Source organism: uncultured Prevotella sp. (assembly GCF_946407605.1).
GTDB lineage: Bacteria > Bacteroidota > Bacteroidia > Bacteroidales > Bacteroidaceae > Prevotella.
Genome location: NZ_CAMJOS010000001.1, coordinates 20,761 through 32,943, shown reverse-complemented (window position 1 = coordinate 32,943; position 12,183 = coordinate 20,761). Strand labels below are relative to the sequence as shown.

At 41.6% G+C, this 12,183-nt stretch carries 13 protein-coding genes; all 13 read left to right on the top strand.

Annotation, left to right across the window (positions count from 1 at the left end):
* The first annotated feature begins 2 nt into the window (after window positions 1–2).
* The 13 genes from Q0R57_RS00165 (at window position 3) to Q0R57_RS00105 (ending at window position 11,953) form a co-directional block, all read left to right on the top strand.
* Complete coding sequence (locus tag Q0R57_RS00165; RefSeq protein WP_294742630.1) at window positions 3–545, top strand: GNAT family protein; 543 nt, start codon at window positions 3–5, stop codon at window positions 543–545.
* A 25-nt stretch (window positions 546–570) separates the two neighbouring features.
* Window positions 571–1,854, top strand: a complete 1,284-nt coding sequence (locus Q0R57_RS00160) for an aminotransferase class I/II-fold pyridoxal phosphate-dependent enzyme (RefSeq protein ID WP_294742628.1) — start codon at window positions 571–573, stop codon at window positions 1,852–1,854.
* 11 nt (window positions 1,855–1,865) lie between these two features.
* Window positions 1,866–2,774, top strand: coding sequence for a glucose-1-phosphate thymidylyltransferase RfbA (gene rfbA / locus Q0R57_RS00155; RefSeq protein ID WP_294742626.1), 909 nt, complete (start codon window positions 1,866–1,868; stop codon window positions 2,772–2,774).
* 5 nt (window positions 2,775–2,779) lie between these two features.
* Window positions 2,780–3,199 carry an FdtA/QdtA family cupin domain-containing protein gene (locus tag Q0R57_RS00150; protein WP_294742623.1) on the top strand — a complete coding sequence of 140 codons (420 nt, stop codon included), beginning with the start codon at window positions 2,780–2,782 and terminating at the stop codon, window positions 3,197–3,199.
* Window positions 3,186–3,608 (top strand): FdtA/QdtA family cupin domain-containing protein, encoded by a 423-nt coding sequence (locus Q0R57_RS00145; protein ID WP_294742621.1) that lies wholly within the window; start codon window positions 3,186–3,188, stop codon window positions 3,606–3,608. Before Q0R57_RS00150 ends, Q0R57_RS00145 begins: the two co-directional genes overlap by 14 nt.
* A gap of 6 nt (window positions 3,609–3,614) precedes the next feature.
* Window positions 3,615–4,727, top strand: coding sequence for a nucleotidyltransferase family protein (locus Q0R57_RS00140; protein WP_294742618.1), 1,113 nt, complete (start codon window positions 3,615–3,617; stop codon window positions 4,725–4,727).
* 102 nt (window positions 4,728–4,829) lie between these two features.
* On the top strand, window positions 4,830–6,038 hold the full coding sequence (locus tag Q0R57_RS00135; protein ID WP_294742615.1) for a polysaccharide biosynthesis protein: 1,209 nt from the start codon (window positions 4,830–4,832) through the stop codon (window positions 6,036–6,038).
* Window positions 6,039–6,076: 38 nt separating this feature from the next.
* A complete protein-coding gene (locus Q0R57_RS00130; RefSeq protein ID WP_294742612.1) occupies window positions 6,077–7,876 on the top strand; it encodes a hypothetical protein in 1,800 nt (599 codons plus the stop codon).
* Window positions 7,877–7,882: 6 nt separating this feature from the next.
* Window positions 7,883–8,245 carry a 4-fold beta flower protein gene (locus tag Q0R57_RS00125; RefSeq protein WP_294742578.1) on the top strand — a complete coding sequence of 121 codons (363 nt, stop codon included), beginning with the start codon at window positions 7,883–7,885 and terminating at the stop codon, window positions 8,243–8,245.
* 90 nt (window positions 8,246–8,335) lie between these two features.
* Window positions 8,336–8,734 (top strand): WbuC family cupin fold metalloprotein, encoded by a 399-nt coding sequence (locus Q0R57_RS00120; RefSeq protein WP_294742576.1) that lies wholly within the window; start codon window positions 8,336–8,338, stop codon window positions 8,732–8,734.
* Window positions 8,735–8,830: 96 nt separating this feature from the next.
* Window positions 8,831–10,111 (top strand): hypothetical protein, encoded by a 1,281-nt coding sequence (locus tag Q0R57_RS00115; RefSeq protein ID WP_294742573.1) that lies wholly within the window; start codon window positions 8,831–8,833, stop codon window positions 10,109–10,111.
* Window positions 10,108–11,601, top strand: coding sequence for a hypothetical protein (locus Q0R57_RS00110; protein WP_294742572.1), 1,494 nt, complete (start codon window positions 10,108–10,110; stop codon window positions 11,599–11,601). The genes Q0R57_RS00115 and Q0R57_RS00110 overlap by 4 nt, the downstream gene beginning before the upstream one ends.
* Entirely contained in the window at window positions 11,576–11,953 is a 378-nt protein-coding gene (locus Q0R57_RS00105) for a hypothetical protein (RefSeq protein ID WP_294742570.1), read from the top strand. Before Q0R57_RS00110 ends, Q0R57_RS00105 begins: the two co-directional genes overlap by 26 nt.
* Window positions 11,954–12,183 lie beyond the last annotated feature (230 nt).

Genomic DNA, 12,183 nt, shown 5'->3' with positions numbered 1-12,183 from the left:
AAATGATCGAGCATAACGATAACGCCATATTACGTGTTGGTAATTTACTTTTTCGCAAACCTTGTCTAGATGATGTCGATGATTTAATGACTGTAAAAAACGACGATGAATCTGCATTACTTCTCGGAGGTGTGCATCCTCATTATACAAAAGATGATATTACCAACTGGATAAACTTTCATAACACCCAAGATGACGAGGCTGTGTTTGTTATTGTAGATACCGAGACAAGTCATGTTATAGGCCATGCTGGAATTTATAAGATAGACGAGCGTATCCGAAAGGCAGAGTATGGTATTCTAATTGGAACAAAAAATGCCCGTGGAAAGGGTTATGGAACCATAATTACCAATACGATTTCAGAATATGGTTTTTCAGTATTAGGCCTTCATAAAATCAAAGCTCTCGTTTTGAAAGAGAACCTTCCTTCATACTATATGTTCAAGAAATGTGGTTATGAGGAGGAAGGCGTTCTGAAAGATGAAAATTTCAAGAATGACAGATATTATGATGTAGTTATTTTGTCAAAGTTTGAAAACATTTGAGTTTAATTATTTTTTATAAGTGATTATGTCAGAAAGAAAAAGAATATATCTCTGTCTAGCTCACATGAGCGAGGGCGGTTTAGAGCAAAAGTACATTCAGGAGGCATTTGACACCAATTGGGTAGTACCCCTTGGGCCGAACGTGAACGCGTTTGAGGATGACCTGAAAAATTATGTGTGTTCCAAGGAAAATGGAGATAAGATTTGTGACAGGGAAGTAGTTGCACTTTCTGCAGGAACGGCTGCAGTGCATTTGGCACTATTGGCGTGTGGCGTTGGCCCAGGTGACGAAGTTTTGGTGCAGAGTTTTACATTCTGTGCATCAAGTCACCCGATAACGTATTTGGGTGCAACTCCTGTGTTCATTGACTCGGAGCGCGAGACATGGAACATGGATCCAGAGCTGCTGGAGAAGGCTATCATCGACCGCAAGGATAAGACGGGAAAGTTCCCCAAGGCCATTGTGCCTGTGGCACTCTACGGTATGCCTTATCAGATAGACCGCATCATGGAGATTGCGAATAAGTACAATATTCCCGTAATCGAGGATGCTGCAGAAGGATTTGGTAGTCGTTACAATGGTCAAGTACTTGGCACGTTTGGAAAGTATGGCGTATTGAGTTTTAATGGTAATAAGATGATTACTACCTCGGGTGGTGGTGCGTTGATATGCCCTAACAGAGAGGCGTGGCAGGAAATAATGATGTTTGCTACACAGTACAGAGAGAGCTATCCGTACTACCAGCATGAGAAGATAGGCTATAACTACCGTATGAGCAATATCTGTGCAGGTATTGGAAGGGGCCAGATGACAGTTTTAGAAGATCATATTAATCATCATAAGAAGGTCCAGAAGATGTATGAAGAATTACTGAAAGATGTCATGGGCGTGTCTGTTAATAGCCAGCCTTCAACTGGTAGGTATGACTCAAACTATTGGCTTTGCACTATAACCCTTGATCCATCTTTGAAAATTAAGGGGCAGGAAAACACCTATAAGACTATAGTGACTGGGGCTGTAGGTGGTGCAGCTGGTGTTATTCATGCAGCTTCTTCGGCAACTACAGATTGTCAGCCCAATGACAATGTAGAGGCTCTGCGTGTATATTTGGATAAGGCTCAGATTGAGGCACGTCCAGTATGGAAACCGATGCACAAACAACCCGTTTACAAGAATGCTCCTGCATACGTGAACGGTGTGAGTGAAGAGATTTTCAAGGTTGCTTTATGCCTTCCTTCTGGCCCCTGTGTAAAAGAAGATGATATCAAATATATTGTAGATACCATCAAAAGTGCAATTGTAGATTAAAAAAATTAGAGATGAAAGGAATCGTTCTTGCTGGTGGTTCTGGCACAAGACTTTACCCCATTACGAAGGGTGTGAGCAAACAGTTACTACCGATTTATGATAAACCGATGGTGTATTATCCTATTTCAGCTCTGATGTTAGCAGGAATTAGGGAAATTCTGATTATCTCAACGCCTTACGACCTTCCAGGTTTCAAACGTCTGCTTGGCGATGGCTCAGATTATGGCGTTCACTTTGAGTATGCCGAACAGCCCTCACCAGACGGCCTTGCTCAGGCTTTTCTCATCGGTGAGAAGTTTATCGGTAATGATTCTGCCTGCCTTGTACTTGGCGATAATATCTTTTATGGTGCAGGATTTACATATCTTCTGAAGAAGGCTGTTGATGATGCTGAAAAAAATGGTAAGGCGACAGTCTTCGGCTATTGGGTGAATGACCCTGAACGATATGGTGTGGCAGAATTTGACCGTGAGGGCAATTGCCTCTCAATTGAAGAAAAGCCCATGGAACCAAAGTCAAATTATGCAGTGGTTGGCCTGTACTTCTATCCTAATAAAGTGGTTGATGTTGCAAAGCATATCAAACCATCTGCTCGTGGAGAGTTGGAAATAACTACAGTCAATCAGGAGTTCCTGAAAGATGGCGAGTTAAAGGTGCAGACTTTGGGTCGTGGATTTGCTTGGCTTGATACAGGCACACACGATAGCTTGGCTGAAGCAAGTACATTCGTCGAGGTTATTGAGAAACGTCAAGGCCTGAAGGTAGCTTGCTTGGAGGGTATTGCATATCGCAATGGGTGGATCTCAGAAGATAAGATGCGTGAACTTGCCAAGCCCATGTTGAAGAACCAGTATGGCCAATACCTTCTGAAGGTGATTGATGAGATGAAAGAAGAAGTTAACTCTGATACTCTCAGATAATAATTATGGCAAGTATTGAAGACGTAAGAATCATAGAGTTGCCAAAGTTCTTGGATGCCCGTGGAAATCTATCCTTTGCGGAACAGAATAAACATATTCCTTTTGAAATCAAGAGGACCTATTGGATATATGATGTTCCTGGTGGAGAAGATAGAGGGGGGCATGCCTTCCGTGAGAATCAGGAAGTGGTGATAGCTCTGTCAGGGGCCTTTGATGTAGAGGTTGACGATGGCGTGAATAAGAAACGGTTTAGTCTTAATCGGTCTTATTATGGCCTCTATATCCCTAAGGGCTTGTGGAGAACGATGGAGAACTTCTCAACCAATTCATTTGCTTTAGAGTTCGGATCGGTAGGGTATTCTGCTGATGACTATATCCGTGATTACGATGAATTCTTAAAACTGAAGAAAGATGGCAAAATATAGCGTTTTCGACTGTACTATGGTGGAATTGGATAAGCACCATAGCGACCGTAAAGGAAACTTAACGGTGGTTCAGAATGGCACAACTTTGCCATTTGATGTGAAGCGGGTGTATTACCTATATGATGTACCTGGTGGCGAGAGCCGTGGTTCACATGCTCATAGGGATTTGGAGCAGTTGATAATAGCCGCTTCTGGTTCGTTTACAGTTACACTTGATGATGGAAAGGCAAAGCGTTCTTTCTTCTTGAATAGACCATATCAGGGATTATATGTAAAGCCTGGGCTATGGCGTGATTTGGAGGATTTCTCTTCAGGTGCTGTATGTATGGTGCTGGCTTCAGAAATATATCAGAAGGAAGATTATATAAGGGATTATCAAGAGTTCTTGGAATTTAGAAAAGAGGAATAACCCCAGATGCTTGCAAAAGATGCTTTTCTGACGCTTGTAAGGCTTGGCATAGAGACTGAAGATGCTTCTACTGCCAATACACAATCCCTTCGTGGGTTGTCACAGAAGGATTGGGTGTGTATTAGGGATATGTCCGAAAAACAAGGCGTGTCCGCTATTGTGATGGATGGGCTGAGTAGGTTGGTGGAGAAATATGGAAAGGATGGTATAGCTCCCAATATAGATAGTGGCTGGTGGCAGATGTATGTGCTTGAAGGTACAGGTTCGTTGCTTCAAACCGAACAGAGTAATGACCAACAGTTACAGGTCATGGATAGTTTGGCATCGAAATGGGCAGGAAAAGGATGCAAGGTGATGGTCTTCAAAGGGCAGGCAAGTGCAACAATGTATCCTAAGCCTGAACATCGAAGTCCTGGGGATATAGACTGTTATCTGTTTGAGAATTATGCTAAGGGAAATGAGATTGCTCGTGAAGTCGGAGCCGAGGTAGATGAGGAATGGTATAAACACTCGCAGATATTCTACCAAGGTGAGACCTTTGAGAACCATCAGTATTTTGTTCATACCAGAGATGGCAAAAGAGGGAAGAGGTTACAGAAAGCGCTCGTTGATGAACTCACGCGGGAACCTCAGAAATTTCAGCCGTTGACTAAATCGAGCGTGATACCTCCAATGCAGTGGACTGCAATGTTTCTGACCTATCACGCTTGTGCTCATTTTGTGAGTGAAGGATTAAGGTTGAAGCAGATACTCGATTGGGCAATGCTTCTGGAGAAACATCAGAATGATGTGGACTGGAAGCAGTTCTATGTATTCTGTGAGCGATGTCACTTGAAGAGGTTTGCAGATGCAGCTACAGCTATATGCGTGAACTATCTGGGTGTAAAAGTCTCGAATCCTGATATTACCACGGATAGCTCATTCGCAGAAAAGATACTGGATAGTGCATTATATGATGATGACTATGTATTTGGATCAGGTGAGGGTAGTTGGCACAATCGTTGGCATTTGGTAAAGAATCTTTTCCGCTACCGCTGGAAGTATGAAGATATTTACGAAGAAAGCGTCTGGCGACAATTGTGGTTCTACGCCAGCGGATATTTGTTTCATACAGAATGAAAAGTGTAATCAGCTGGAGGAATTGGCATGTGAACAAAGTGAAGATGGGAATAGTTTTACTTTTTAAAGAAAATATTGCATCGTAAATATAATGATTAAGAGATGTTTAATTTAGACAAGTTTATAAGCGATTCGGTTACATTCAGACCGGAGAGCATGTTTAAGGGTGACATCGAGGCGAATGCCGAGAAGCTCACTCAGGAGATTAAGGGTAAGAAAGTATGTGTGATTGGTGGTGCTGGCTCTATCGGTTCCAGCTTCATCAAGGCGGTGTTGCGGTTTGAACCGGCATCAGTAGTGGTGGTTGACCTGAACGAGAACGGGTTGGCTGAACTGGTGCGCGATGTGCGCTCAACAAACGGCCTCTACGTGCCCGACGAGTTCCGCTGCTACACGCTGAACTTCGCAGACCCGATCTTTGAGCGCATCTTCCGTGAGGAGAAGGGCTTTGACATTGTGGCGAACTTCAGTGCGCACAAGCATGTGCGTTCGGAGAAGGACCGCTACAGCGTGCAGGCGCTGATAGAGAACAACGACATCAAGGCGAAGAAGTTGATGGACTTGTTGACGGTGTATCCACCGAAGCATTTCTTCTGTGTTTCGACAGATAAGGCTGCCAATCCAGTTAACATCATGGGCGCATCGAAGCGTATCATGGAAGACCTGGTGATGGCTTACAATAAGTATTTCAAGGTGACAACTGCCCGCTTTGCGAACGTGGCATTCAGCAACGGCTCGCTGCCTGACGGCTGGATTCACCGCTTGCAGAAGAAGCAGCCGCTGGCTGCACCAAGTGATGTGAAGCGTTACTTCGTTTCGCCCGAAGAGTCTGGTCAGATTTGTATGTTGGCTTGTATCTTGGGTAATGGGGGAGAGGTGTTCTTCCCGAAGTTGGGTGAAGACCAGATGCTGACATTCTCTTCGATCTGTGACAAGTTCGTGACGGCCAACGGGCTGGAGAAAGATCCTTGCTCTTCGGATGATGAGGCCAAGCGCAAGGCCGCTGCACTGGGTTGGGATGACAATAAGTATCCTACGGTGTACTTCGGCTCGGATACCACGGGTGAGAAGGCCTACGAGGAGTTCTATGTGCCTGGGGAGAAGATTGATATGCAGAGATTTGCGGCGCTGGGTGTGGTGGAGCAGACGACAAGGCATGATATGGAGGAGGTTGATTCTTTCTTTGAGAAGATAGAGGGAATATTTGCGAAGGAGGACTTTACGAAGGCCCAGGTGGTGGAGGCTATCAAGGAGTTTATTCCTAACTTCGAGCATGAGGAGAAGGGGAAGAATTTGGATCAGAAGATGTAAGTAGAAGTTTTTTTGTTATATTATTGGATATTTCTGTTATGAGGAACAAGTCTTTAGTTGGATGGAACTTTTCATCAAAAATGGAAGGATTAGTGGTGTTTGCTAACTTAATTGATGAAATGACATTCAACTATACTTATGATTCATACAAGGCTCCAGCTTTAAATATCATTTCATTACTCGATGAAGCACATGAAACTGTGTTGGATATTGAAAATGGAATGATAAAAGAAGAGGGGATGCGTTCAGTTCTTGAAGAGCTATCAAAATCGTTCAAAGACGATGAAGTTATGGCAGTTTTGCTTCAAGACATGGGTATGACTTATTTATGTTATAATGCCTGGACCAACTTTACCAACAGAGAAATCCTAAATTGTATAGTACTTCTTAAACAGCTAAAGATAGGCGAACTTTACTTTATAAAGTTGAAGGAGACTCTTTCCGAATTAATTAAGACTAAGGGTGAAAGAGAAAAGAAAAAAATAGAGAATCTCACGAGAATATTTGTGACGCACCTGAAGTATTTGGGTTATTCGGAAGAATATATTTATGCAGTGAATCTAAATTTTTTCTTTAGCTCTGGAACTAAAATTGACGATGAGAATGCTGTTGACCATTATTTTTCCTTATATGATGGGATTGTAAAGAAGTATAAAGTTGTCAATATAGGGAATCCGTTGTTCAAGAGTTTAAAAAATGCTTTTGGTAAAGATCACGATGTTGTTGATGATACATTACATTTTTCGTTTAGCGATCCTGTAATTAATAGATTCAGTTTAAGGCGAAAAAATTCCCAAATGTTTATCATCACAGAGGTGAAGGCAAATGACCCTTATATGGCGAGGCAATTGTCCCTCCAGCGTATTCACCGCCATTCAAGAACATTTAGGTTTTACCATCACAAGGACGAATTGAGCATCCAGAATGAATGTCTTGTGATTGAAGAGGCTTCTCATACGGTGATACCCATCAAAAAGCCTATCGGAAACATTGTTCATTGTGAAGATATGAAACCATTTCCGGCCTCTGTTATGACATCAAAGACATACAACCGGCTTTCATACGCTCCTGAATCAATTCAAAGAATAGATAGTTCTAAACAACTTCACGAAAATGCACTTGTAACAGATAATCTTGAGAATCAGTTTGTGAATCTCTTTACAGCACTCGAAGTGCTGATTCCAAAGGACATAAATAGTAAGAATGCGCGTATAGCTCAAATCTATGAAACTATTGTTCCTTACCTTTGTGTAAACTACTATCGCAAGTTGATAGGTGCAATCGATAGTAGCTTGAAAATATGGAATAAAGGTTTTTATAAAAGAATATTAAGTAGGGTAACAGAAGGAACAGACGACATTGAGAAGTTGGCAGCTCTAATGGTGTTGAAAAAATACGATGGAGATGATGAACATGTCAAGAAGGAGTTGAACCTCTTGTATGATCAACTGACAGCAGACAAGTTCTATTTAATGAGACATAGGATGCATGATATGTATACAATCCTGTCTAAGCCAGAGGAAATTTTAGCATTTCTAGTACGCCATGAAGAAAGAATTAGATGGCACGTTGATAGAATATATAGGACGAGGAATATGATCGTTCATGGCGGAAGAAGCCCGCATTATATAGCAACCATGGTGGAGAATCTTCATTCCTATTATGATTCATTGGTAAATCAGCTTATAGAAGATAATTTGAAGATGCACTATAATAAAATAGAGTTGTCATATACAGCAACATCTATAAGGTACAAGAGCTATAAGAATATGCTTCAGTCTGCTCGTGGAGAAACTATCGATGAGAATAATCTTTTAGCTATGGTATTTAATAAGTAAAAGTTGATGGAAGAAACGTTGTTTGATATTAGTGGAGTTCCAGTTGCCTATATATCATTTGACAACGACTCTACAATATATTTATGGAATGGAAAACCTGTTGCGTATCTTTATGAAGATAAGGTATATGGTTTTAATGGGAAGCATTTGGGATGGTATATCCAGGGTGAAATACGTAATCTCAATGGCTTGATATGCGGCTTTAACAAGTTTGCAGCCGATGTGTATACTCAATATGAGCCATACAAAGCATACAAACAATATAGCCCGTATCGCAATTATATGGAGTATAGTCATCCAAAACCTTATTTCGGAAGAGTAAAATCAAGTGAGTCATTAACTTCTTTTTTGATGAGTGGTGCTAAATAATTCAATTGATTTAATGTTGGGATTTCTGAAAGGTCTATGGCAGTTTTGCTCATACCTCTTTTGGCCACAACGAAAACAAAGGTTTGAAGAATGATTATAACGAAAGATATACTTGATGAACTGACGGAGAAAGCGAAAGCGAATCCAAGATTAAGGTGTAACCTTGATTTGCGCAACTCTGCTGACGATAATAGCCAGCGTATGTTAAATGCACTGGAGCCAGGGACGATTATGCCGATACACAGGCACAAGGGTTCTTCAGAAACTTGTGTATGTGTCCGAGGTCATTTCGAAGAGTACTTCTATGACACTGAGGGACGGTTAACGGAAACGGTTGATATGGTACCTGGAGGAGTTGTGCTGAATATCGAGAAAGGGCAGTGGCATAGCTTGCGATGCTTGGAGAGCGGGACGATATTGCTGGAAGCGAAGGATGGCGGGTATAGGCCATTGGAGGAAGATGAGGTGATGAATATGTCAGAGAAATGATGAAGTGTCTGAAAGCGGTTCTTAGTTTTTAAGGTCTTTTATGGCTCATCAAATGTTCAAATAGCAGATAGAAAAAGGTTAATAATAACAAGAACAATGAAAAGTATCGCATTATATTATAGCAAGAGCAGAATTAGTGGAAGTTTGTTTTCTGCTGACTCACATAATGCTTCTGCCACAACTGTTCAATCTACTATGGTTTTGGAGGTTGAAAAGTCTCAGATGAAGATTGTTGCTGCAACAAAAAAGACGGTGGGTAGCACTTTGCCGGTCCCTTATGAGGAGCCTGGCGAGAAGACTGCAACAAATACAGAACTACATTTGAATGTTTGGAAAGTGGAGACTGGTAGCCTTTTCCTCAATCCTGCCATGTATATCGATTTCGGCATCATGTTTCCTAAAAGCTATAAGACGCTTTGCTTGTTCCTACCTTTTGATATTGATGGGTGTCCACAAGACCTTTCGGACATTCTTCGCGCTAATGACCAGACACTTGGCGCTGTGTTTAATGCAGATATCCAAGTAACATCGAGGGTAAATGACAACTACTGTACAGTGTCTTTCATCAATGAAGACCGAAGCTTCTATCTTTACAAACTTGGAGAGACTAATTTTACAACAGAGTCTTTTACGGATACACCGAAAGGAACATTCATCAAAGTTACCATTAACAGCGAACCGGAGGGTGAGGCATGTAGCCAGATATATGTGCGCTTCAGAGTAAGGTTAAAGGATAAGAGTCAATATGTAAAGTCAGAACACATCACAAATGATCTTTTACAAGCAGCATTCTCGATGACTGACCTTTATGACGTGAGAATCAATGAAACAAGGGTGCTTGATAGTAAGGTGAAAGAAACCATGAAGTTGGCACGGCTTGAGATGTGTAAATTTGACAAGGTACACATGTTCTATATGGTGGACACCCGCGAGACAGTGCACAACGGCAGCTCTCTAAAACAAGATACACGCATTCTTGAATCAGAACAGTGGGACAAATATCAGCCGAAGACTAGTCTGCACAATACGACATTTGTGGCTTATCACTGGAAGAAACGCCGTAAAGCGGATAAAGATGATGATAAGAAGTTTGACGAGAAACCAATATCAAGCTTTAGTGTTTTCTTTAGCTCGATATATCCACGCCTGTATTGGGGCAGGATGTTTGCCTATGTAGCAGTGGCAATTCTGCTTAGTTGGGTTGGCTCTATGCTAAGCTTCAAGTTCTATGATATTATTATGTCAGTCGATGAGGCAGGCTTCTGGAAGAGTTGGTTGAAACCTGCCATTTCGTTTTTCTTGCTAGTTTTCGTGTGCTTATATCTGATTGTTACGAAGATAGGCGTGACTAAATCAAAAATCTATCGCAAGCGATGAATCAGCGCATACTTTTCGGCACAGACATTATACTGGGCTATCTGCTCAATGAGGAGTATGCCGATGGCGTGTCTGTTGTGCAGCAATGGGCTAAGCGTCTTAATGCACAACAGTTGCTGGATGTCGGTACTATCTCGATAACCACGCATTTTGTGAAAACGAATAGGCTTTCGGCACTAAAAGGCTTTGAAGTTATACGCGAAATGCCCCCTCTCTTGGCAATATTCAAAATGATGCTAAGCCAAAAAGATTTGTGGCAAGAGAGGGATGAACGAGCTTTATTGATGCAGTTGAACCTTATAAAATATAATAAGGCAGATATTCTTGTTACTGAGAACCTGAGAGCACATGAACTGTCGCGTATTTGTTCGATGGATGACAAAGTGTTCACCATGGATGAATTTATCGAGACATGCTCGATTGAACATCGTGATAAAGATGACTCAAAAGGGATTATACTAAAAGAGGTTTCATTCGGCACTTTATCTCTGGATGACAATTTCTTCAATACATTCAAGCGAGAATACGCACCCTACTACTATGAATGGTTCAAGAAAAAGAAAGATGATTTGGTTTATGTCGCCAAAGATGAAAATGACAAGATAAAAGCTCTTTTAAAATTAAAGTTGGAATTGGAGGATGAGGACTACTCAACCATAATCCCACTCTTGCCACCTGCACGTAGGCTGAAAATCAGTTCTTTGAAAGTTGATTATTCAGGACAGAAGATTGGCGAACGCTTTATGCGCATCATTTTTGAACAGGCCTTGAAGCATAAGGTGGACGAGATCTATGTGACAGTGTATGCGAACAATACCCCCAGATTACGTCTGATAGACATGATTAAACGATGGGGCTTTTCATACTGGGGTAAGAAAAAGGGCGGTGAGGATGTCTATATTAGGACGATGAAGAAGAAGACACTCCCTTTACCTCGCTTAAGCTATCCTTTTCAAGATGGGAAATCAAATGTCTTCATAATTACAGTAGGAAAGGGATACTCCAAACTATTAATTCCATCAAAAAGTGTGAGGGAAAATAGTTTTGACATGGAACCATTCAGAAATGCGATACGAAAGATGATTATCCTGAAAGAAGATAATATAGACATAAAGCCTGGCAGTGCGATTCTTTTCTTCCGTAAGGGTAGTGGTGGTGAAGAGGAAGGTATAATAGGGGCTGGAATTGTTGATGATGTCTTTCAGAGCTTTAATAATGAAGAAGAGTTCTTGGTCAGATGCAGGAAGCGGACATCTCTGTCTTCGGATGCACTGCATAGTCGTTGGGAAAGGGAAGAAGGTAAAGTGAAGGTCATCTACTTCTTGCATAATGCAAGTTTCTATATGAAACCAATTTCGATAAGCAGTTTATTGATGGTTGGCATTGATATAATGAAGTTGAGATCATCGCGATGCCTGCCCATTGAGAACAATCAATTCAGATATTTGATTAAAGGAACTGAGTATGAGGAAGATCTTGTTGTCGATTAAGCCTTGCTTTGTTGCGGAGATTCTTGCTGGTAGAAAGACGGTAGAATATAGAAAGCGGATTCCTCAGGATGATATTGTCAGGCAGGTGTTGATATATTCCTCACATCCTGTAAAGAGAGTGGTGGCTGAGTTTACTCTTGGTGGTTATCTGTCTGGAAACCCTGAATGGCTATGGGGACAAACATCTGAAATAGGTGGAATATCAAAGGAAGTGTTTGACCGTTATTTCGAGGGAAAGGACGTCGCCTACGCTTATCAGATAGAGCACTTGCAGATATTTGAGCAACCAAAGCCACTTGCAGATTATGGTGTCGAAAGAGGCCCACAGGATTTCTGCTATGTGGAAGAGTAATGCCCAAGCACATCTGTGCGAGGATTTCAGTAAATGGCATGGCAAGGGGACAGGAAACTGACATCAGATAAATAAAGAGTTCAAACTTGATGCTTTTAATATCACAATTTTATGCCACGTAAGGCAAGGGTAGAGTCTGGAACAGGGATATTTCATGTGATGATGCGAGGCATTCGCTCGGCCTTTGGACGCTTGCTACCGTAGGGACGCAAGAATCACCAGAACCGACG